Genomic DNA, 21397 nt, shown 5'->3' with positions numbered 1-21397 from the left:
GGTATTCGGTTGCCCGCCCCCACCCGGGCCGGACACGATCGGTGGCATGCTGGGATCCGAGGTCATGGCGTACTACCGGCGGGGCGGCGAACGCGACCGCCTCACCGTCGGGCAGGGCCGGTGGGAGTTCCTCCGGACGTGGGACGTCCTGTCCAGGACGCTCCCCGATGCACCGGCATCGGTCCTGGACGTGGGCGGGGCGACGGGTGTGTACGCGGACCCGCTGGCCAGGGCCGGGTACCGCGTCCTGGTCGTCGACCCGGTCCCCGAGCACGCGGTGGCGTCGGCGACCCACCCCGGGGTACGGGCCGTCGTCGGAGACGCCCGGGCGTTGCCCGCCACCGGTCACAGCGCCGACGCGGTCCTGCTCCTCGGACCGCTGTACCACCTGCTGGAGCGGGCGGACCGTGTCACGGCGTGGCGGGAGGCGGCTCGGGTCGTCAGGGCCGGTGGGGTGGTCGTGGGTGCGACGATCAACCGGTTCGCGTCGTTGTTCGACGGGTTCGTGAAGGGCCACCTCACCGACCCCCGGTTCCGGCCGATCGTCGAGCGCGCCCTCACCGACGGCGTGCACCGCAACGACGACGGCCCCGAGGCGTGGTTCACCACCGCCTACTTCCACCACCCGGACGAGCCGGTCGGTGAGGCGACCGAGGCGGGCCTGACGGTGCAGCGGCGGGTCTGCGTCGAGGGGCCGCTGGGGATGGCCGGGCCACGACTGACCGAGATCCTGGCCGACCCCGACCTGACCGACCTGCTGATGGAGATGACGCGCTCCGTCGAGGAGGAACCGAGCCTGCTCGGCGCCGGCAGCCACGTCCTCACGATCGCCACCCGGTAGGGGTCCGCCCCGACACCGGTGCGCCGACACCGGTGCCGCCTCCGTCGACGGGGGTCGCGAAAGCGCGGCGGGCCGTACGCGCCCTCAGGCCGCCCGCTCGGCGGTGAAGTAGCGCTCGGCGGCCTCCAGCCGGGGCACCTCCACACCCGTCCTGCGGGCTTCCGCCAGGGTGTCGCGGCAGAGGGCGCGGGTCTCCTCCGGGTTCGCGTGGGCCTCCATCACCACCCGCATCGGCGGGAAGTGCCGCAGGAGTCGGGCGAGCACCGGTGCTCCCAGCCAGACGGGTGCCGTGAAGGGCAGCAGTTCGCTGCGGTGCCGCCGCAGGTCGACGCCCCGGGCCTCGACGAGCGGTAGCAGTTCACGGGTGGCGAGGATCGCCTCGCGGGCGGCGTCGGTCGTCCACCGGGAGAGCGAGCCCAGCCTCAGGGTCTGGGTGTGCAGGCCGGCGTTCTGCACGAAGTGGATCGCCAGCCAGCCACGGAAGTCGGAGTTCTCCCGGATCCGGAACCCCGCCTGGCGGAAGACCCGGCGTACGGCCCGGTCCCGCTCGGTCTGCGGGCGGTCCAGGGTGCCGAAGAAGACCACGGGCAGCAGTGCCCCCCGCAGCACACCGTCGTCGCCGAACCCTCCGCCGGCCCCGGGGAAGCCCCAGGCCACCTGATCGGCGGGGAGGTGTTGCGTCGCTGTGGTCGGCTCGACCAGGAGGTTGTTGAAGACGAGCACCGTGGCTGCGCCCACCCGCGGTCCCAGGAAGGCTGCCGCCTCCGGGAAGTTGTAGTGCTGCACGCTCAGCACGATCAGGTCGAAGTCGTGGTCCGGCTCCAGGGACTCCCGGTAGCGCACCGGCATGCTCTCGGTGACCCGCCTGCCCCACGGCCGACGCCGGGCGTCGAGCAGGTCGAGGTCGATCGTCTCCCCGTACTGGGCCGCCCGCCCCGGTCGGACGTAGAACTCGACGTGGTGCCCGGCCCGTTCCAGGGCCCAACCGTAGATCGCGCCGATCACGCCCCGCCCGAACATCAAGATCTTCACACCGCACCTCGTGCATCTATAATCGGAGACGACCTCCACTTAAAAAATATGGAGACAGTCTCCACTTGTCAATGTGAGGACCCCGTGACCGACGCCAGACCCCTGCGCGCCGACGCCCGCCGCAACCGCGACACCCTGATCGCCAAGGCCCGCGAACTCTTCGCCGGCGGCTGCTTCGACCTGCGTTTCGACGACTTCGCCAAGCGGGCCGGCGTGGGCACCGGCACCCTCTACCGCCACTTCCCCACCCGGGAGGCCCTGGCCGAGGCGGTCTACCACGAAGAGATCACCGCGATGTGCGACCGCGCCCGGGAGTTGCGCACCACCCTCCCCGCCGACGAGGCGCTGGCCGCATTCCTCCGCGACGTCGTCGACCACCTCTACTCCCACCAGGGCCTCGCCCGCACCCTCGCCACCCTCATGGCCACCCGCTCGGACGCCCTGACCGAGGGGGGTCGGGCCATGTACGAGGTCGTCGCCGACCTCCTGGCCGACGCCAGGCCGGGAACCTTCCGCGACGACGTGGGCGCCGGGTCCGTCATGATGGCCCTCCAGGGCATCTGCGCCGCCTACGACCAACCGACCCACCGGCACGACGCCGACGGCGTCATCACCCTCGTCCTCGCCGGACTCCGCCGCACGGCGCAGTAGCCGCACCCCCGGCACCGGTCGAGGCCCGACCGGCCCCTGCGCTCCACCGAACGGTCACCCTCGATCCTCGGTACGCTCCACGGCCCCCCGGTCCAGCGGAGCCCGTCTATGCTGTGGCGGGCCGTACGACGACAGGCCGGGTCTCCACACCGGACGAATGTGGCGTGTCCTGCGCACCCGGCCTCCCCGGTCGGGCCCGACCGGCCGGTCAACAGCGATCCGCATCCCTCGGTGCGGTGTGGGAGGCCAGCGACAGTGACCCTCAGCGTCGTCATCCCGTACTTCCGGCAGGTCCGGGCACTCGACCTGAGCCTCGGCGCCCTGGCGGCCCAGGACCCGGACGCCGGCCGTTTCGAGGTCGTGATCGTCGACGACGACTCCCGGGACGAGGTCGAGTCCCTGGTCGAGACCTACCGTGACCGGCTCGACCTGAGGCTCGTCCGCCTGCCGGTGAACCTGGGTCGGGCCGCCGCCCGTAACCGGGGGGTGGCCGAGGCCACCGGTGAGCGGATCGTCCTCCTCGACGCCGACTCCCTGGCCGACCCCGGACTGGTCGGGCGGCACGCCCGGTTCCACATCGACCATCCGGAGAAGGTCCTGCTGGGTGCCCGGATCGAACACGACTGGCGGGCGGTGCACGACCCGACCCGCCCCCCGCCCCCGTCGGCCTACCACACCGACCTGCGCTACCGGTGGGGCCTGGACCCGGAGACCTTCTCCGACAGTCCGGCCCCCTGGATCTTCGGATACAGCCACCACATGTCGGTGCCGACGGCGCAGATCCGGGCCCTCGGCGGATTCGACGAACGCTTCGTCAGGTGGGGGCACGAGGACGTCGAGTTCTCCTACCGACTCTTCCTCGCGGCGGGTCGGCAGCCGGGCCACTTCCACTTCGACCCGCTCGCCCTCTGCCACCACGTCCCGCACTTCCGCAACGCCCTGAGCAACTGGGCGGAGGCCGACGGGATCCTCCCGTACATGATCGACAAGCACCGCACCATGGAGGTGGAGCTGTACAAGGAGGGGCCACTCGGCGTCAACGCGGCCCTCCCGACGTACCTGGAACGGCTCGGATCCCTGCACGACCGGGACAACCGGGCCGCTCTCGACGAGATCCTCGCCGCACTGCCGCACCGGCAGGAGCCGGGGCGGCTGGGGATCGGCATCGGGCTGGCCGACCGGATGGCGTCGCACCCCGGCACGGAACTGGTCGACCACCGGCCACCCGCCGAAGCCCCACCCGGCCTGATCGGTCTGCGCCTGCCCTATCCCGGGGACCGCTTCGCCGACCTGCTCAACCTGGACGTGTGGCGGATCGCCTCACCCGAGCACCTGTCCAAGATGGTGATCGAGAGCCTCCGGGTGGCCCGGGCCGTCTACCTCGGCGGATCCAAGGGGCTGCCCACCGACGACCTCGGTCTGGTCGACTGCCCCGACCACCTCTGCGACATGCTGCGCGGACACACCGACAGCGAGGTGATCCACGACGGCGACCACGCCTGGGTGATCCGGATCAGACGTCGCTAGTCCCAGACCGGACCCGGCCGAGGCAGGCCGGACCGACGGGTGAGCGTCGGGGCGGAGAGGTGACGAAGGCGTCAGCCCCTCGCGTTGACGAACTCAGCTAATGCACGTAGCTTTTCAGCTATGGCAATTAGCCATCGGTGCTCGGCCGTCACGCCGGGCGTCGACGTCGCCACCCGATCACCGACGCTGGAGAAACACGTGCCCACTCCCCCCTCCCGCCCCCGGTTCGGTGCCCTCGCCCTCGCTGTCGCCGGCGTCCTGTTCGCCCTCTACCCGGCCACCCGGCCGTGGCACGACGAGTCGACGGTCGACGGCGCGACCCGGGCCATGACCTCCGGCTGGTGGGTCGCCTCGCACCTGTTCGCCATGATCGGGTTCGTCCTGGTGACGCTGGGCCTGCTCGCCGTACGCGACGTGGTCAGGCACACCCGGGCCGAGCGACTCGCCTTCGCCGCCGTCGTGACCGGCTGGATCGGCGTGGGACTCGTCCTGCCCTACTACGGTGCCGAGACCTTCGGCCTGCACGCCATCGCCACCACGTCCGCCGCAGGCCAGCCCGTCGACCTGCTCGACCTGGTCGACACGGTCCGGTACCACCCCGTCCCGGTCACCACGTTCGGAATCGGCCTGCTCGCGTTCGGGGTGTCGGCGATCCTCACCGCCGTCGCGGTCTGGCGCTCGGGTGTGCTGTCACGTGCCGGCGGCGTCGGCTTCGCACTCGGCTTCGCGCTCTTCCTGCCGCAGTTCTACACGCCTGCGGCCATCCGGGTCGCGCACGGTCTGATCGTCGCTGTCGGATCGGTCTGGCTGGCGGTGGCCCTGTGGAGGGGTGAAGTCGCCGCCCGCCCCGGTGGGGAGCCACCGGCGTAGGTCGGCACCCCCGGCCAGGACTCCTGACGGGCGGTTCACCGCCGCCGACCACCCCTCGGTGGCCGGCGGCGGCAAGGACCGCTCAGCAGTCGACGCCACCGACCCCCCCTCGGCAGCCGGCGGCGGCGAGCACCGCTCAGCGGTCGGCGGCCTTCAGGACCGCGTCCCGCGAGGCGGCGACCTCCACCCGGAGCTCGTCCAGGTCGACCCCCACCAGTTCACCGGCGAACTTCCGGAACCGCCCCGCCACCAACACCATCTCCACGTTGCGGGCGTCGGCCCCGAGGACCAGGGTGCCCACCGCGTCGTTGAGCGGCATGTTGTTCACGGCCGCGGCGTCCACGACCACCAGGTCGGCCTGCCTGCCCGGGGTCAACGAACCGGTCACCTCCCCCAGACCGACGGTCCGGGCCCCCTGCCGGGTGGCGAAGTCCAGCACGTCCCGGGTGGTGATCCGCTCCGGCACGGTGTCGGTGCCGTAGGCCGCGTTGACCGCACGCATCCGCTGGACCGTGTGCAGGGCCCGCATCTGGGTGAACATGTCACTGGCCAGGGCCACCTCGACGTCGATGCTGAGTCCGGGGCGGACGCCGACGGCGAGCGCCTCGTCGATCGCCGGCACCGCGGTCTCCAGTCCGATCTGGGCGTCCGAGGTGGGCGCGAGCGACACCGTCGTGCCGGTGTCGGCGATCGCCCGCCACGCCTCGGCGGTGAGCCCGGTGGCGTGGATGAGCGTCACCTCCGGGCCGAGCAGACCGGCGTCGGCCCAGCGGAGGATCGCGGCCGACGAGGCCGCGCCGAAGACCGCGTCGATGCTGACACCGATGCCCAGGTCCCGGGCGACGGCGGCCAGTTCGGGACCGTACGCCAGCTGGGGTCCGGCGATCTCGTCGGTCGCCAACGCGGCCAACCTGAGCGTTACCAGCCCGTCCCCGCCACCGTGGTACGCGGTGTGCAGCCGACCCAGGTCGGCGGGCCACTGCCGGTCCCAGTCGCCGAAGTGTGGCCCCATGGAGGCGTGCACACCCCGCAGACCGGTGTCCGACAGGGCCTCGACGGCCGCGTCGGAGTGGGCGGCGCTGCGGGAGTTGTGCGAGAAGTCCAGCATCGTGGTGATGCCCGCGTCGAGGGCGGTCAACGCCGCCAGGCGGGTGCCGACGTACATGTCGTGCGGGGTGTACGCCGGGGCGAGCCGACCGAGGGTGGACACCACGTACGCGCCCAGGTCCGTCACGTCGGGGATGCTGCGCCGCAGCTGGGCCTGCCAGGCGTGCCGGTGGGTGTCGACGAAGCCGGGGGCGACGATCCGGTCGGTGGTGTCGACGATCCTGGCGTGGGCGGCACCCGGGTGGGAACCGAGGTCCGCCCCGACGGCGAGGATCCGGTCGCCCTCGACAAGCACGTCGCCCCGGGCCAGGTCGCCGACGTCGGGGTCCATCGTGACGACGGTGCCGCCGGTGAAGAGGATCATGTGGGGGTCTCCTGTGGTGGTCATCGGCGGTGGAAGACGTAACCGGCGTGGTGCAACACCCCGTCGGTGAACTGGCCGTACGCCCAGAAGCCCAGGTCGTCGAGGTAGACGATCCGGTCGCCCTCGATCCAGAACGACCCCTGGTACGCGTGCGGTCGGCCGCCGCGCGTCTCGTCGTACCGGCCGTCGGCGGTCAACTCCTGGTGCACGAAGCCGGTCTGGTCGATCCACATCCCGAGGTGTCGGCTCTCGACCTGACGCGGCTGTCCCGGGTCCCGGGTCACCGGAGGTTCGGTGACCAGCCGCCGTCCGTCGACGGCGTGGACGCGGCCGTCCACGACCACTGCGGCTGCCTGCTCGTACCGCCAGATCAGCCGGTCAAGCGACGAGGTCTCCCCCGGGTCGACCGCGAGCACCGCGAAGGTGGCCGGGTTTCCGGGCGTGAGGGTGCCGACCCGGTCGGCGGCCCGGCTCCGCAGGCCGGCGCGGGCGACGTGGTCGGTGACGCCGGGCACGATGGTCAGGCCGGTGCAGTCCACGACGACGGCGTTGTCGTCGCCGGCCGCGGTGTGCAGGCCGGGGCCCACTCCGACGACGACGTCACCGCCGAGCAGGAGGTCCGCGCCGGTGAGGTCACCGATCAGCGGGTCGAGGGTGTGGATGGTGGCGTTGACGAACATCAGCGGACGCCGACTGTCGGCGTCGATCTCCGCCAGGACGTCCTGGTTCAGGATGGATCGGGTCATGCCATCCACCGTCGGCGTCGCCGCCGGAACCGACCAGGGTGGGTTCGTCAGGGGTGTGCCGCACCCTGGCTGACGGCGTCGCACCCCGCCTAGCGTGGTGGGCATGACCGCCAACGAACTGGGAAGATTCCTCGCCGCCCGGCGGGACCGGATCCAGCCGGAGGACGTCGGCCTGGTCTCGCACCGGGTCCGCCGGGTGGCAGGCCTGCGCCGGGAGGAGGTGGCGGTGCTCGCCGGGGTGAGCGCCGACTACTACACCCGGCTCGAACAGGGCCGGGAACGGCATCCGTCGGCGTCGGTGCTGGGTGGGATCGCCCGCGCCCTCGGGCTCGACGCCGACGCCCGCGAGCACCTGTTCCGACTCGCCGGGGTCCCGCTCGGCGGACCACCCACACCCGCAGTGGAGCACGTCGACCCGGGGCTGCGGCAACTACTCGACGCCTGGCCCGACCTGCCCGCGTTCGTCTTCAACCGGCGGCTCGACCTGCTGGCCCACAACGCCATCGCCGCCGCACTGTTCGCCGACTTCGCCGCCCGGGACAACCTCGCCCGGATGACCTTCCTCGACCCGGTCGGGCGGACCTTCTTCGCCGACTGGGAGCGCACCGCCGAGACGTGCGTGGCGAACCTGCGGCTCGCCCACGGTCACGACCCGACCGACCGGCGGACCGGGGGCCTCGTCGCCGAACTGGAGTCGGCGAGTGAGACGTTCCGCCGGCTGTGGCGGCGCCACGAGGTCCGGGGCAAGACCCACGAGGCCAAGACGTTCCGGCACCGTGCCGTGGGTGAGCTGACCCTGGCGTACAGCACGTTCGACGTACGTGGGCACGCCGGTCAGCAGCTGGTCGTGTACCGGGCGGAGCCGCACAGCCGCGACGCCCACGCGTTGCGGCTGCTCGGGATGCTGGCCGCCACCGACCGGCGCGACGCCGACACCGGGTCGGGGCGCTCCGACGGTCTGCCCCGCCGGAACCGGTGACGGCGGGGTCAGCGGTGGGCCGAGGGCTGCATGGCCGGTGACGGGTAGACGGTGAAGACCCGTCGGCCGTCCAACCATTCGGTGAGCCTGCGCGCCTGCGCCCGCAGGGCGGAGTGTGCCGCCGGGACGACGCTCTCCAGCAGTCTCAGCTCCACGGCGCCCTGCCCGTCCTGCACCCAGGCACCGACGACCCGCCCGTCGACCAGGACCGTCGTCCCGGCGTTGCCGACGCTGTCGAACAGCTGAGGTCCGTGCGGACCGAGGAGGAAGTCCCGGCCCTTCCAGCCCATCACCGTGGGGTCGAGCAACGGCAGGAGCGCCACCCAGGGTTCGGGGGCGGTGACCGGGTCGAGGTCGTCCGCTCGTAGCCAGCCGATCGCACCGTCGTCCAGGGTCACGCTCTGGGCTCCGAGGTCTTCGAGGGCGGTACGCACGGCGGTCTTGGTGCCGCCGAGCCACCAGGCGACGTCCTCGACGGTGCCGGGGCCGTACGACCACAGCCACCGATGTACCAGCTCGGCGTAACCCTGTCGGGCCTCCAGGGCGTCGGGTACCTCGTGCCCCCACCACCGGGCGGTGGTCGTCCAGGTGGGGCGGCTCGTGTACCAGTCGCCCGCGTTGCCCGCCCGGGCCACCAGCCCGTCCATGCCGAGCTGGGCGAGCACCCTCGGGGCGATCGCGATCCTGCCACCCCAGGTCCTGTCGGGGGCCTGCACGATGACCCCGCCGACCTCCGGGACCTCCTCCCGCAGACGGGTCGAGGAGCGCGGCACCCCGTCGGCGAGATGGTTCAGGACGGCCTGCTCCGCGGCCTGCAACCAGGCGGTGCCCTGTCCCTCCGACACTGGCCCCCAGCGTTCCAGGTCCTTCACGAGCCGCCTGCGGTGGGCTGCGGCCACCCGGGCGGAGGCGCTCCCCCAGGCGGCCGGAACCAGGTCGCGGGGGAACACGAAGAGGGTCTCCCGCATGGCCTGCTGCCTGACCAGGGACCGCGTGTCGTAGAGCGCCCGTTCGACGTCCTGGATGCCGACGTCCTCGCTGCGTGCCCAGCAGGACAGGTGCACGCTCGGCGGTTCGGTCGCGTGCAGGCAGACGACCGCCCGAGCGGCCTCCTCCGGTGACGTCACGGTGGCCGACCGGGCCAGGGCGTGCCTGACGCCCAGCCGCGCCCGACGCTCCTCGTCCGTCACCGACCTGCCCCGGGCGTCCCTCACCTGCGTCACGGCGTTCCTCCTTCCGTCCCGGCGATCAGCCGTCGACCCCAGCTGCGCATGTGGTCGACGGCCTCCGGTGGGCCGTGGACGACCAGTGGGGCCTGCAGTGCCATGAGGCAGAACGCCGCCCAGTCGAGCGAGTCGGCGGGGATGCGGACCTCGCACGACGTGTCGTCGACGGGCTCCACCGTCCCGTACTGCGCGATCTCCCGCCTGACCCGTTCGGCGGGGGCCTGGACCGTGGCGCGGATCGGGTATCTCGCCGGTATCGACCTGATCCGGCCGCGTACGTACTCGACGGGGTCGGGTTCGGGTAGCGGGCGGGGGGCGAACGTCCGGCCGCTGCGCTCCGGGCAGTCGATCCGGTCGATGCGGAAGACACGCCAGTCGGCCCGGTCGAGGTCCCAGGCGACGAGGTAGAGGCGGTTGTCGACGCCGACGGTCCGGTGCGGGTGGACGGCCCGGTCGGAGACGGCACCGTCTCGTCCCCGGTAGGTGAACCTCAGCGCCTCACCGTCCCGGCAGGCGAGGGCCACGGTCGTCAACGCCGCGACGTCGGTGATGCCGGCCCGGTGACCTGCCGCCGCCGGGGTGGTGATGGTCCGCAGACTGTCGACGCGGCGGCGGATGCGTACCGGAAGCACCTGGACGATCTTGGCCATCGCACCGATCGCCGCCTGGGCAGACAGGGGATGGCCACCGGAGGCGATCTCCTTGAGGCCCATGACCACTGCGGCGGCCTCGTCCTCGCCGAGCACCAGCGGAGGCAGTGACGCGCCGGGGCCGAGCTGGTAGCCGCCGCCGGTTCCCCGGGTCGTGGTGATCGGGTAGCCGAGGGCCCGGAGGCCGTCGACGTCGCGCCGGAGCGTGCGTCGGCTGACGCCGAGGCGGCGGGCGAGTTCACCGCCGGGCCAGCGACGTCGGCCCTGGAGGAGGCCGAGCAGTTCGAGGGCCCGGGTGCCGGTGGACATGCCGCGAACCTATCCCGGCTTGTGGCCGTATGGCGGCCACAACGGTGCCGAGGATGGTGCCGGCCGCACCCGTCAGTCACCACCGGAAGGATCACGACAATGCGTGTTCTCGTCACCGGCGCCACCGGCACCGTCGGACGACACCTCGTCACCCACCTTCACGAAGCGGGCCACGAGGTCCGTGCCCTCACCCGCCGACCCGCGAGCGCCGGTCTCCCGGCCGGAGTCCACGTGGTCGCCGGTGACCTGAGCGACGTCGGTACGCTCGGCCCCGCCTTCGACGGCGTCGACGCCGTTCACCTGATCACCTTCGGCGGCGACGACGACCTGACCAACGGCCCGGGCCTCGTCGCCCTGGCCGAGCGATACGGAATCCGACGGGCGACGGTGCTCGGCGGCTGGTCCCCGACCGGCGTCGAGAGCGCCCTCGCCGCCGGCGGCATCGACTGGACGGTCGTGCAGCCCAAGGAGTTCATGGGCAACGCCCGCGAGTGGGCGGACGAGATCCGTACCGCCGGCACCGTGTCGATGCTCGCCACCTTCCCCAGCGCCGTGGTGCACGAGGCCGACATCGCCGCGGTCGCCGCACACGCCCTCACCGAAGACGGACACGGCGGGCGGAGCTACCCGCTGACCGGGCCGCAGGCCCTCACCCCCGCCGAACGGGTACGGATCCTCGCGGAGGTCACCGGCCGGGACATCACCCTCGTCCACCTCACCGAGGACGAGGAACGTGCCCGGCTGAAGGGACACGGCTACGACGACGACTACGTGGAGTTCGGCATCCAGCTCGCGACCGACCCGCCCGAGGCCGCCGGCGTCGTCCTGCCCACCGTCGAGGCCGTCACCGGGCGTCCCGCCCGGACCTTCACCCTCTGGGCACAGGAGAACGCGGAGCTGTTCCGGGCCGCTGACTGAGCGTCCGGCCTGGGGAGCCGCGCGGCACTCCGGCCCGGCCGCGAGGCCCCGGCCACACCTGACTCGTCGGTCAGGTGGAGCTACGGCGTGGGCCGTCGACCCTCGGGACGTCTACTGCTCAGGTACGCGAACCACGGAAGCAACGCTGTGGAACCGAGGAAGAGGCTCACGTCCAGGTCGAGGCCGCCCACGACCGACAGCAGCGGCGAGAGAGCCCAGAGCAGGAAGCCGACCCCCGCCAGGATCCAACCCGTTCTCGTCACCGTCACGCCCGCGCCCCGCATCCAGGGAATCTACGCCCTCGACCGCCCCACCGGACAGACGTACCGCGTGGTCCACGAGACGACGGGGGCAGACACCGGCGGTCGCGGTCACGGCCTGACCAGAGCCTTGATGGCGCGGCGTTCGTCCATCGCCGCGTACCCCTGCGCGGCCTCGTCGAGCGGCAACGTGAGGTCGAAGACCCGCCCGGGGTCGATCTCCCCCCGCCAGATCAGGTCGATCAGGTCGGGCAGGAAACGGCGCACCGGGGCCGGGCCACCATGCAGGTGTACGCCGGAGAAGAACAACTCCATGCCGGGCAGTTCCACGCCGTGGGCGACGCCGACATACCCGACGTGGCCACCGGGACGGGTGGAACGGATCGCCTGCATCATCGACTCCTGGGTGCCCACCGCCTCGACGACCGAATGCGCGCCGTACCCGCCGGTCAGCTCCTTCACCCTCGCGACCCCCTCGTCGCCGCGCTCGGTGACCACGTCGGTGGCCCCGTACTCGACGGCGAGTCTCTGCCGGTCGGCGTGCCGACTCATCGCGATGATCCGCTCCGCGCCGAGCTGCTTCGCGGCCAGGACCGCGTGCAACCCGGATCACCCCCGAGAAGGCGGGTCTGCCGGACTTCGGGGGCACCCGTCGGGTGACCGGGCTGCGCCGCGCAGAGGTGGCGCTGTTGGCCGGAGTGAGCCCCGACTACTACACCCGGCTGGAACGCGGCAACCTGTCCGGGGTCTCCGACAACGTCCTGGACGCGCTCTGCCGGGCCCTGCAACTCGACGAAGCCGAGCGTTCCCACCTGTACGACCTGGCCCGCGCCGCCAACGCCAACCCCCGCCTCGGACGCGCTGCACCTGCTCGCCAGTTGGGCGGCGACGACCGGCCACGAGGAGGCTACGGGCAGCAGCACCGAAGGGCGGTGACGCGACCGCCCCGGGCCGCCCGACCGCGCACCACGCTCCGCGCCAACCGGTGGCTCTCCCTCTTCCTGGTCGCCCTGCTGTCGATGGTCTTCGCTGTGCGGTCTTCGGATTCACGTTCGCGCTCGTCTCCGGGCTCGTCAGCCTCCTGTCCGACGACCCCGTCGGCGCGCCGGCCATGGGACTGGCGGTTCTCGGAGCGAGACTGAGGTGCCTCACCGCTTTGCTCAGCGGCGAGTGGCCGTACCACCTCGCCGCCCGCACGATCGATGAAGGAAGGAACCGCCGGGTGAGCGAGCCCTCCCCCAGCCCGGTCGACCCCGACGTCGACCTGACCGTGACGGCCGAACGTGTCGAGTTGCACCCCAGCCCGATCCCGGTGCTGGCCGCCGTCAGCGTCGGCGGGATGCTCGGTGCCGCCGCCCGCCACGGCCTCGGGGTGGCCTGGCCACACACGCCCGCCGAGTTCCCCTGGGCCACCCTGGTGGTGAACGTTTCCGGGTGCCTGCTCATCGGGGTACTCATGGCAGTCGTCACCCGGGTGGGCTCCGGGCGGCTGCTGCGCCCGTTCCTCGGTGTCGGCGTACTCGGCGGGTACACCACCTTCTCCACCTACGTCGTCGACATCCAGCAGGCCGTAGCCGCCGGGCGGGCCGGGGTGGGTCTGCTCTACCTGGCGGCCACCCTGGTGGCGGCGTTGGCGGCGGTCTGGGCCGGCGTCGGCGTGACCGGCCGGCTGATCCGTCGACGTACGGCACGGCGTCGCGGCGGGCAGGAGAACCGGTGACGATACTTTTGGTGTTGCTGGGGGCCGCCGTCGGCGCGCCGCTGCGCTATCTCACCGACCGGATGATCCAGGCCCGTCTCGGGTCGGACTTCCCCTGGGGCACGCTGACAGTCAACGTCGCCGGGTCGCTGCTGCTCGGCTTCCTCATCGCGTCACCGGCCGACCCTGCGGTGGCGGCGCTGGTCGGCACCGGCTTCTGCGGCACGCTGACCACCTACTCCACCTTCGGCTACGAGAACCTGCGCCTGGCGCAGAGCGGCGCCTGGTTCCACGCTGCCGTCAACATCGTCGTCTCGATCGGGGCCGGACTGGGAGCCGTGTACGTCGGCGTGTTCCTGGCCTCCGTCGTCGCCTGACCGCCCCGATACTTCCACACCGATCCACGTAGATGTATATCGATGTAGAGTCTGATCACGACGAAGTGACAGGTCGCCGACGACCTGCCGGGGCAACGCCGCCTCCAGTCTGCAGATTCAACGATGTCTGGGGAGAAGGACATGAACGAACATCAGGAGGGTCGGCTGCGGACCCGGTGGCGGCGGGCAGCCCGAACCGCCACCGCGACGGTGGCCTCCATCGGGGCGGTCGTCCTCGCCCTCGGCTTGACGGCAGGGACGGCCGTGGCGGGCACCGGCCCGGCCGACCCGGGCACCTCGAACGTCTCGGTCGCCGCCGCCCCGGTGTCCCGGGTCGCCGCCGGTGACCTGCACACCTGCGCGATCCGTACCGACGGGACGCTCTGGTGTTGGGGCAACAACTTCAACGGGCAGCTCGGCGACGGGACCACCACGACCCGGTCCGGTCCGGTCCGGATCGGCACCGCCACCACCTGGGCGCGGATCGACGCCGGCAAGAGCAACACCTGTGCGGTACGCACCGACGGCACCCTGTGGTGCTGGGGCGGCAACAACAACGGGCAGCTCGGCGACGGGACGACCACGGGCCGGACCAGCCCCGTGCAGGTCGGCACCGCCACCACCTGGGCCAACGTCAGCACCAGCAACAACCACACCTGCGCGATCCGGACCAACGGCACCCTGTGGTGCTGGGGCCTGAACGGTCACACGCAGCTCGGCACCGGGACGACCCCCCTGCTGTCCACCACCCCGCTGCAGGTCGGCACCGCCACCACCTGGGCGAACGTCACTACCGGGTACGCGCACAGCTGCGCCACCCGCACCGACGGAACCCTGTGGTGCTGGGGTAGCAGCTCCGACGGGCAGCTCGGTCTCGGCATCCTCGACTTCCGGGCGACGCCGACGCAGGTGGGCACCGCGACCACGTGGAGCGGGGTGACCGCCGGATACGTACACACCTGCGCGGTCCGAACCAACGGAACCCTGTGGTGCTGGGGCGAGAACGGGTACGGCCAGGTGGGTGGGGGCAGTGGCTTCCAGACCACCCCGCTCCAGGTCGGTACCGCGACCACCTGGGCGAAGGTAGACACCAGCATCGACACGTCGTGCGCGACGCGTACCAACGGCAGCCTGTGGTGCTGGGGCCGCAACACCTACGGGCAGGTCGGCGACGGCACCACCGCCCACCGACCGGCTCCGACCCAGGTCGGCACCGCCACGACCTGGACCGACGGCGTGGCCGTCTCCTACCACGCGTGCGCTCCCCGCACCGACGGCAGCCTGTGGTGCTGGGGCGACAACTTCCTCGGGCAACTCGGCGACGGCACCACCACCGGCCGGTCGACCCCGGTGCAGGTGACCCTGCCGGCCTGACCGGCACCGTCGGTCCCCGTGCCGCCGCTGGTGACGGCGGCGGCACGGGCCGACCCCACGGCGCTGTCGACCCGGTGCACGCCTGCCGACAGGGGCCGGCAGGCCGGGTGCGGACGGCAACCCGCAGGCCGGTGCGGACGGGAAATTGCAGGCCGGTGTGGACACCGCCGACGGCAGACCCGAGGGCAGCGCCGCTCAGCCGATGCACTCGGCCAGCGACACGATGATCCCCTCCGGCCCCCGGACGTAGGCCATCCGCCAGGCACCCTCGTACTCGCCGATGCCACCGACCAGGCCGTACCCCTGGCCCGCCGCCCAGTCGACGGCGGCCTGCAGGTCGTCGACCTCGAAGGACACGTTGCGCAGTCCCAGCTCGTTCGGCATGGCGGTCGGCGAGCCCGGCACGGAGTCCGGACGCACGAACCTGGCCAGCTCCAGGCGGCCGCCGTCACCCGGCGACCTGAGCATGACGATCTCGGTACGCGAGTCGGGGATGCCGCAGACCGTCTCCAGGAACTCGCCCTCGACGAACGCCCGCCCCTCCACCTCCAGGCCGAGCGCCACGAAGAAGGCGGTCACCACATCGAGGTCCGCCACCGTGATCCCGATGTGGTCGAAGCGTCGTATCCGGGCCATGACCGCACTCCCGTCGTGTCGTGTCGACCCAGCGTCCACCGTCGGTCGGTGTTCTGCGGTGTCGACGTCGACCGGACAGGCCGGTCGCCATCGGGTCAACGAGTCCGGGAAGGTCGCGCTACCCTCCGGTCATGACCCGTTACCTGGTCGTGCCCGGGCGCGGAGTGCCGTACCCCGAACACTGGTCACACCGCTGGGTCACCGACCACCCGGACTTCCACTGGGCGCCGGAACCGCCCGGACCACCGTACGTCGCCGCCGAACGGGTCGCCGCCCTCCACGCCGCCGTCACCGCCGACGCCGAACCGGCGATCCTGGTGGCGCACAGCGCGGGGTGTCTGACCGTCGCCGTCTGGGCCCGCCACCACACCGGTCCCGTGGAAGCCGCCCTGCTGGTCACGCCGCCGCACCTGGATCCAGGATGGAGTCCGGCCCCGGGCGAGGCCGTCGATGTCGTCATCGACCACGTGCCCCGGGAGACGCTGCCCTTCCGCTCGATCCTGGTCGCCAGCCGCAACGACCCGTACAGCACCTTCGAGCAGTTCGAGGCGTACGCCCGGGACTGGGGGGCGGAGTTGTTCGACGCGGGCGCGGTCGGACATCTCGACTCCAAGACCGGGTTCGGCCCGTGGCCCGATGGTGAACGTCTGGTCCGGTCACTCGCCCACCCCGGAACACCACCACGCCGCTGACACCCCTTCTGGATGTGCCGCCGGGGCGCGTCGCGGGACCCGGGCTCGGCACCGACGCGGACCGGCCCGGGTCAGCCCGGGGCGAGCAGGCAGAACTCGTTTCCCTCCGGGTCGGCCATGACCGTCCACGAGACCTCGGCCGCACCGAGGTCGACCACGGTGGCACCGAGGGTGACCAGTCGCGCCGTCTCCGCTTCCGGATCGTCACCGGGGTACGGGCGGACGTCGAGGTGGACCCGGTTCCACCCGGTCTTGGCCTCGGGTGACCGCACGAACCGCAGGTACGGGCCGACGCCCTCGGCGGAACGCAGCACCGCCTCGTGGTCGGTCACCTCGTGCACCGTCCAGTCCGTCGCCGTGCCCCAGAAACGGGCCATCGCGCGGGGGTCCACGCAGTCGACCACCACAGCCGCGATCGGCCCGGTGTCCTGGTGGAGGGGTCCGGGATCCAGGACGCAGAACTCGTTGCCCTCCGGGTCGGCCATGACCGTCCACCCGACGTCGCCCCGGCCGACGTCGGCGGGGGTCGCGCCGAGGTCCCGCAGACGCGTCACCAGCTCCGTTCGGTGGGCGGCCGAGGTGGTGGCGAGGTCGACGTGCACCCGGTTCTTCCCCGCCTTCGGCTCGGTGGAGACGACGAGGTCGATGCAGACGGCCGCCGGATCGGGATAGGAAAACCCCTCAGGTTCCAGGTTCGTCACCCCGGGCGCCTCGCTGGAGACCCCCCATCCGAGCGCCGCCGCCCAGAAACCCCCCAGCGCGGAGTCGTCCCGAGCCTTCATGTTGATCTGCACGAGCCGGGTAGCCATGTCGGCAATGCTAGCGGCGGTCCGGCATTCCGATCAGTCGGCCGGTTCTGGTACGCCTGGCGCAATTCACAGGCGTCGGTCGCGTAGGCGACAGGACAAACAGGAGTTCTGGTCCCAGCTGATACTCATACCGGGTGACGAAGAAACCTCAGTGGTTCGCACGGTACCGGAGGACACGTCGAAGCCCCTTGGTCACCTCTCCCGGCACGACCCCCGACACAGACACCCATTCACGTACCTGGCCACTGGTGCTGTTCATCGTGGTGGCCGCCCTTCTCCTCATGTCCGTGCGCTATTACCTCGTGGTCAGCGGGTTGCTCTTCGGATCGACCCGAATCGTGCTGGTGGACGTCGCACTCTGTGCCTTCGTCCTGCTGGTCGCCACGGTCGCCTACCGCGCCCGCATCCCCGGTCGCAGCCCGGCGCCCGCCGAGGGATCGACTCCGGCCGGCATGCTCGGGATCGCGGCCGCGCTGCTGGGGCTGCCCGCACTCGTCGGATCGCTGCTGAACTTCGTGGCGCCGCCTACCCCGGCGGAACTCCCACTGCCGGCCTGCCCGGCCGTGCAGACGTACGACACTGCCTTTCGCGGTGTCACCAACGGCCCGACCGGCAACTTCGCGCGATCCGGACCTGGCCTGGCCTTTCCCCAGACTGATCGATTCACCCGGGACTGTGTCGTCGGCTTCACCGGTTACTGCATCGGGGATCCCGTGAAGGATACGATCGTGCCCGGGTGGGTGAACACCCGTTGGCTGCTCGCCGCCCGGCACGAGGACGAACCCACCCGCACGTTGGCCAGATGGCTGTCCGGTGAACCGGCAGCCCCGAGGTTCCTCTCCAGCGCCTACCTCGTCCCGCAGAGCCCCGACGAGAAGCTGCGGCACCTCGGCGACCGCTGCCCGGACGGGCTCCCGCTGCCAGGCCGGGCGAGCCTGACCGCCAAGATCTCGTCGACCACGAAGGTGGCCTTCGAGGCCCAGGCAGCCCACGCGTTCAACATCGGCATCGCCGTCATGGTCGTCGACCCGGATGCCCTCCGGTCCGGCACCGCGACCCGCCAGGTACTCGGCAGCGCCACCGAGCCCGGTGGGACCGCCAAGAAGACCTGGGACACGGGTGACTTGAAGGTCGACCTCAGGCCCGACCGTCCTCGCACCACAGTGGTGGCGCTCGCCGTACCCTGCCTCGACCCCCTGGCGCCAGCTCCACCCGACACGGCGGCGACGCTGGCGTTCGAGGTCAGCGCGACGGCGGCCGTGAAGCAGGTACCGGCCGTGCCGGATCTGCACCCCGACCAGTCGGCGCGGCTGCGCGCCATGGCCTGCGACACCCAGAGCGACGAGGCCGCCATACAACAGGGTGAGGGACAGTCCGGCGGTCCTGCGGAGTGAGAGCACTCCGCAGGACCGCCGGGTCGGACGAAGCGGACCGGCTCCGGTCCTTCCCCGCCGGTCAGCGTCGGCGCAGTGCCGGGTCGAGCAGGGCCGGCGGGGTGTCGTGCTTCTCGCCGGGGGCGAGGTCGACGCCCGGTGCGACGATCGCGTCGATCGCGTCGAGTACGTCGGTGGAGAGCACGGTGTCGGCGGCGGCGAGATGGCTGCGCAGATGGTCGATCGTGCGGGGGCCGACGATGGCGCTGGTGACGCCCGGGTGGGCGGTGACGAAACCGAGCGCGAGTTGGATCAGGGTCAACCCGGCCTCGTCAGCCACCTTGGCCAACTGCTCGACGGCGTCGAGGCGCGCCCGGTTGGCGGGAACGCCGAGGTCGAAGCGTTCCGGCAGGACGTCGGCGCGGTGGGTGGTGATCTCCCGGCCCGCCCGGACCGCGCCCGACAACCATCCCGAGGCGAGCGGACTCCAGGCGAGGACGCCGAGCCCGTACTGCTCGGTGACGGGCAGGACGTGCGTCTCGATGCCGCGTTGCAGGATCGAGTAGCTGGGCTGTTCGGTGACGTACCGGCTGAGGTGGTGTTCCCTGGCGGCCCATTCGGCCTGCACGATCCGGTACGCGGGGAACGTCGAGGAGCCGAAGTAGCGGATCTTGCCGGCGCGCTGGAGGTCGGTCAGCGCGGACAGCGTCTCCTCGTCTGCTGTGGTCGGGTCCCACCTGTGGATCTGGTACAGGTCGACGTGGTCGACGCCGAGCCGGCGGAGGCTGTCGTCCAGGGCGGTGTACAGCCAGCGGCGTGAGCTGCCCCGGTGGTTGCGCTCGTCGCCCATCGGCAGGGTCGCCTTGGTGGCCAGGACGATGTCGTCGCGGCGGCCGGCGATGGCCCGGCCGACCATCGTCTCCGATTCGCCCTGGCTGTACCGGTCGGCGGTGTCGATCAGGTTGATTCCCCCTTCGAGGGCGGCGTCGATGACCGCGGTGGCCTCGTCCTGGCTGGACCGGCCGATGTCGCCGAAGTTCATCGCGCCGAGCACGAGGGTGCTGACCTTCACTCCGGTGCGACCGAGGGTGCGGTACTGCATGGCGTTCCTCCGTGAGGTCGACGGTGATGGCGGTCCGACAGGACCGCTGGTGAGGCGGGGGTGGCGGCGCGAGTGGACGCGCCCGTGTTCGGATTCGTCGGTGCGGTGCGAGAACCGGGACGCCTGCGTGGTCGCCCGTCATCCGGCTCTGGCATGATGAGCCAACCGGAACAGCGTTCCGCTACAGACCATACGGAACCGTGTTCCGTTTGCCAAGAGGGTCGGAGGTGACGACGCGATGCACGACAGCGGGACGGCGTCGCCGGCCCCACGCAAACGGGCCGACGCCCGACGCAACGAGGCGACGCTGCTGGAGGCCGCCGCCGCGGTCTTCCGCGCCGCTGGAGTCGACGCACCCGTCCGGGACGTCGCCGCCCGCGCCGGGGTCGGCGTGGGGACGATCTACCGCCACTTCCCGACCCGGGCCGACCTCATCGTCGCCGTCTACCGACACCAGGTCGAGGCGTGCGCCGAGGCCGCACCGACCCTGCTCGCCACCGGGGGTACGCCGCACGCCGCACTGACCGCCTGGATCGACCTGTTCGTCGACTTCCTGGTCACCAAGCACGGCCTGGCCGAGGTGTTGCACTCCGATGCGGCGACCTTCGAGACGCTGCACAGGTACCTCCTCGACCGGCTCGTCCCCGCCTGCGCACTGCTGCTCGACGCCGCCGCCGAGGCGGGCGAGATCCACCCCGGCCAGAACGCCGAGGAGATCCTGTTCGCCGTCGGCAACCTCTGCGCCGGTGGTGGGCGCACACCCCACTACGACGCCCGCCGCATGGTCGGCCTCCTCATCGCCGGCCTGCAACGAGGCTCGTCGCACCCTTAGGGCACATCACGCGACAGTGACCACCAATCACGATCCGCGGTAGTCATGTCCGCTTGAGAGCGTCTCACTGAGAGATTGGGAATCGGTCTGACGACCTCTCGAAGGGAGAAGGCAACGTGGGTCGCATGCCCCCTGGCTGCACCGGCTCACCCTCGTCGCGATGTCCGGCACCCTGCTCTTACGGATACTGACCGGATTCGACGAGCCACTGGAGATCATTTCTGGCGGTATCGCCGCCGTACTGGTCGTGTGGTCGACGGCCGCCCTGGTCCTCGGCCGGAAGAACAACACCTCCGAGTAGGTCCGACCAACTACTGGGCGATGATGGCAGCAGCAGGATTCGAGCCTCGACCGTGGGCGATGTCCGCGGTCACAGACGTCACGAGCAGCTACTGAGTCGATAGTCAGAAGGGGCGCAGGATGGGAAGAAGACTGGGACTCCCAGCTTGTGTCGCCGCGTCCACGGCCATCACCTCTTTTGCCGTTCTGTTCCCTCTGACGTACACGAGCGGACTGGGGACCGCCGAGCTTGCGGCCCGCATCGGTGTCGGAGTCGTCGCGATCACTGTGCTTGTGGCCTGCCTTGTCTGGATCCGGCGGTTGGCTCGCCGGCAGCCAAGTTCTGGCCGCTGACGCCGTTGGGCTGGCCTCTCGGCAGTGCTTCAGGCTTGACCGGCGAGCACCGCCACACACAGCAGCACCGGTGCGGCGGCGACGGTGCCGAGCACCACCGCCGAGTTGATCCGGTTTCCCGCCATGAGCCTCCGGAGCAGGACCAGACCAACCAGCAGGCTGCCGAGGAGCATCGGTACACCGACCTGGAACCCGAAGATCATCATGTCCTCCTTTGGCGCGTTGCCCCACGACTCACGCATTGAAGACTGCCGGTCGAGGAGAGCGAGGTAGACGATGATCACCAGGCCGTGCCAGCCGAACAGGACGACGTGCGCGACGACGCGGCTCGCGGCCGACCGCCTCCCCGCTGGTAGCACCGGGCCATTGTCGTGTACGGGCATCGGGACC

General features: G+C 71.5%; 25 protein-coding genes. 14 read left to right on the top strand and 11 right to left on the bottom strand.

Going from position 1 to position 21397, the window contains the following annotated elements; translation table 11 throughout:
* The first annotated feature begins 46 nt into the window (after window positions 1-46).
* Complete coding sequence (locus WHN02_RS15580; RefSeq protein ID WP_434739465.1) at window positions 47-841, top strand: class I SAM-dependent methyltransferase; 795 nt, start codon at window positions 47-49, stop codon at window positions 839-841.
* Between the two features lie 84 nt (window positions 842-925).
* On the opposite strand, the gene WHN02_RS15575 is transcribed toward WHN02_RS15580, so the two are convergent.
* Entirely contained in the window at window positions 926-1873 is a 948-nt protein-coding gene (locus WHN02_RS15575) for a ketopantoate reductase family protein (RefSeq protein WP_434739464.1), read from the bottom strand.
* A gap of 84 nt (window positions 1874-1957) precedes the next feature.
* On the opposite strand from WHN02_RS15575, the gene WHN02_RS15570 reads away from it, so the two are divergent.
* From WHN02_RS15570 to WHN02_RS15560, 3 genes are all read left to right on the top strand, one after another.
* Complete coding sequence (locus tag WHN02_RS15570; RefSeq protein WP_434739463.1) at window positions 1958-2524, top strand: TetR/AcrR family transcriptional regulator; 567 nt, start codon at window positions 1958-1960, stop codon at window positions 2522-2524.
* A 255-nt stretch (window positions 2525-2779) separates the two neighbouring features.
* Window positions 2780-4051, top strand: coding sequence for a glycosyltransferase family 2 protein (locus tag WHN02_RS15565; RefSeq protein WP_434739462.1), 1272 nt, complete (start codon window positions 2780-2782; stop codon window positions 4049-4051).
* A gap of 198 nt (window positions 4052-4249) precedes the next feature.
* Complete coding sequence (locus tag WHN02_RS15560; RefSeq protein ID WP_434739461.1) at window positions 4250-4921, top strand: hypothetical protein; 672 nt, start codon at window positions 4250-4252, stop codon at window positions 4919-4921.
* A gap of 136 nt (window positions 4922-5057) precedes the next feature.
* On the opposite strand, the gene WHN02_RS15555 is transcribed toward WHN02_RS15560, so the two are convergent.
* On the bottom strand, window positions 5058-6392 hold the full coding sequence (locus tag WHN02_RS15555) for an amidohydrolase family protein (RefSeq protein ID WP_434739460.1): 1335 nt from the start codon (window positions 6390-6392) through the stop codon (window positions 5058-5060).
* Window positions 6393-6412: 20 nt separating this feature from the next.
* Window positions 6413-7138 (bottom strand): Atu4866 domain-containing protein, encoded by a 726-nt coding sequence (locus WHN02_RS15550; protein WP_350895589.1) that lies wholly within the window; start codon window positions 7136-7138, stop codon window positions 6413-6415.
* Between the two features lie 103 nt (window positions 7139-7241).
* Between WHN02_RS15550 and WHN02_RS15545 the strand changes: the two genes are divergently transcribed.
* The gene (locus tag WHN02_RS15545) at window positions 7242-8117 is read left to right on the top strand and encodes a helix-turn-helix domain-containing protein (protein WP_434739459.1); all 876 of its coding nucleotides are present in this window, start codon (window positions 7242-7244) and stop codon (window positions 8115-8117) included.
* Between the two features lie 8 nt (window positions 8118-8125).
* Here the strand turns inward: WHN02_RS15545 and WHN02_RS15540 are convergent, their stop codons facing one another.
* Together WHN02_RS15540 and WHN02_RS15535 are read right to left on the bottom strand one after the other, a co-directional pair.
* Window positions 8126-9340: a winged helix DNA-binding domain-containing protein gene (locus WHN02_RS15540; protein ID WP_434739458.1), complete on the bottom strand. Its 1215-nt coding sequence runs from the start codon at window positions 9338-9340 to the stop codon at window positions 8126-8128.
* Window positions 9337-10302 (bottom strand): helix-turn-helix transcriptional regulator, encoded by a 966-nt coding sequence (locus tag WHN02_RS15535; protein WP_434739457.1) that lies wholly within the window; start codon window positions 10300-10302, stop codon window positions 9337-9339. The genes WHN02_RS15540 and WHN02_RS15535 overlap by 4 nt, the downstream gene beginning before the upstream one ends.
* Window positions 10303-10401: 99 nt before the next feature.
* Between WHN02_RS15535 and WHN02_RS15530 the strand changes: the two genes are divergently transcribed.
* Window positions 10402-11220 carry an NAD(P)H-binding protein gene (locus tag WHN02_RS15530; protein WP_434739456.1) on the top strand — a complete coding sequence of 273 codons (819 nt, stop codon included), beginning with the start codon at window positions 10402-10404 and terminating at the stop codon, window positions 11218-11220.
* 80 nt (window positions 11221-11300) lie between these two features.
* Here the strand turns inward: WHN02_RS15530 and WHN02_RS15525 are convergent, their stop codons facing one another.
* On the bottom strand, window positions 11301-11504 hold the full coding sequence (locus WHN02_RS15525) for a hypothetical protein (RefSeq protein ID WP_434739455.1): 204 nt from the start codon (window positions 11502-11504) through the stop codon (window positions 11301-11303).
* 87 nt (window positions 11505-11591) lie between these two features.
* Window positions 11592-12083, bottom strand: coding sequence for a zinc-binding dehydrogenase (locus WHN02_RS15520; RefSeq protein ID WP_434739454.1), 492 nt, complete (start codon window positions 12081-12083; stop codon window positions 11592-11594).
* 53 nt (window positions 12084-12136) lie between these two features.
* Here WHN02_RS15520 and WHN02_RS15515 point away from each other — a divergent pair, with 53 nt between their 5' ends.
* From WHN02_RS15515 to WHN02_RS15500, 4 genes are all read left to right on the top strand, one after another.
* Window positions 12137-12622, top strand: coding sequence for a helix-turn-helix domain-containing protein (locus WHN02_RS15515; RefSeq protein ID WP_434739453.1), 486 nt, complete (start codon window positions 12137-12139; stop codon window positions 12620-12622).
* Between the two features lie 80 nt (window positions 12623-12702).
* Entirely contained in the window at window positions 12703-13200 is a 498-nt protein-coding gene (locus WHN02_RS15510) for a FluC/FEX family fluoride channel (protein ID WP_434739452.1), read from the top strand.
* On the top strand, window positions 13197-13556 hold the full coding sequence (crcB, locus tag WHN02_RS15505; protein WP_434739451.1) for a fluoride efflux transporter CrcB: 360 nt from the start codon (window positions 13197-13199) through the stop codon (window positions 13554-13556). Before WHN02_RS15510 ends, crcB begins: the two co-directional genes overlap by 4 nt.
* 141 nt (window positions 13557-13697) lie before the next feature.
* Window positions 13698-14930, top strand: a complete 1233-nt coding sequence (locus tag WHN02_RS15500; RefSeq protein WP_434739450.1) for an RCC1 domain-containing protein — start codon at window positions 13698-13700, stop codon at window positions 14928-14930.
* Between the two features lie 195 nt (window positions 14931-15125).
* On the opposite strand, the gene WHN02_RS15495 is transcribed toward WHN02_RS15500, so the two are convergent.
* On the bottom strand, window positions 15126-15566 hold the full coding sequence (locus WHN02_RS15495) for a VOC family protein (protein WP_434739449.1): 441 nt from the start codon (window positions 15564-15566) through the stop codon (window positions 15126-15128).
* 131 nt (window positions 15567-15697) lie between these two features.
* Between WHN02_RS15495 and WHN02_RS15490 the strand changes: the two genes are divergently transcribed.
* Entirely contained in the window at window positions 15698-16258 is a 561-nt protein-coding gene (locus tag WHN02_RS15490; protein ID WP_434739448.1) for an RBBP9/YdeN family alpha/beta hydrolase, read from the top strand.
* Window positions 16259-16329: 71 nt separating this feature from the next.
* On the opposite strand, the gene WHN02_RS15485 is transcribed toward WHN02_RS15490, so the two are convergent.
* Entirely contained in the window at window positions 16330-17067 is a 738-nt protein-coding gene (locus WHN02_RS15485) for a VOC family protein (RefSeq protein ID WP_434739447.1), read from the bottom strand.
* A 287-nt stretch (window positions 17068-17354) separates the two neighbouring features.
* On the opposite strand from WHN02_RS15485, the gene WHN02_RS15480 reads away from it, so the two are divergent.
* A complete protein-coding gene (locus WHN02_RS15480; RefSeq protein ID WP_434739446.1) occupies window positions 17355-18461 on the top strand; it encodes a hypothetical protein in 1107 nt (368 codons plus the stop codon).
* A gap of 61 nt (window positions 18462-18522) precedes the next feature.
* Here WHN02_RS15480 and WHN02_RS15475 read toward each other — a convergent pair whose 3' ends face one another.
* Window positions 18523-19542 carry an aldo/keto reductase gene (locus tag WHN02_RS15475; protein ID WP_434739445.1) on the bottom strand — a complete coding sequence of 340 codons (1020 nt, stop codon included), beginning with the start codon at window positions 19540-19542 and terminating at the stop codon, window positions 18523-18525.
* 238 nt (window positions 19543-19780) lie between these two features.
* On the opposite strand from WHN02_RS15475, the gene WHN02_RS15470 reads away from it, so the two are divergent.
* Together WHN02_RS15470 and WHN02_RS15465 are read left to right on the top strand one after the other, a co-directional pair.
* On the top strand, window positions 19781-20374 hold the full coding sequence (locus tag WHN02_RS15470; RefSeq protein ID WP_434739444.1) for a TetR/AcrR family transcriptional regulator: 594 nt from the start codon (window positions 19781-19783) through the stop codon (window positions 20372-20374).
* 160 nt (window positions 20375-20534) lie between these two features.
* Window positions 20535-20675, top strand: a complete 141-nt coding sequence (locus WHN02_RS15465) for a hypothetical protein (RefSeq protein ID WP_434739443.1) — start codon at window positions 20535-20537, stop codon at window positions 20673-20675.
* Between the two features lie 361 nt (window positions 20676-21036).
* Here the strand turns inward: WHN02_RS15465 and WHN02_RS15460 are convergent, their stop codons facing one another.
* Window positions 21037-21366 (bottom strand): hypothetical protein, encoded by a 330-nt coding sequence (locus WHN02_RS15460; RefSeq protein ID WP_434739442.1) that lies wholly within the window; start codon window positions 21364-21366, stop codon window positions 21037-21039.
* Window positions 21367-21397: the final 31 nt, after the last annotated feature.

This window comes from Micromonospora sp. SH-82 (assembly GCF_051132485.1).
Taxonomy (GTDB): domain Bacteria; phylum Actinomycetota; class Actinomycetes; order Mycobacteriales; family Micromonosporaceae; genus Micromonospora.
The sequence above is the reverse complement of the archived record's forward strand: the minus strand, read 5'-3'. Positions and strand labels throughout refer to the sequence as shown.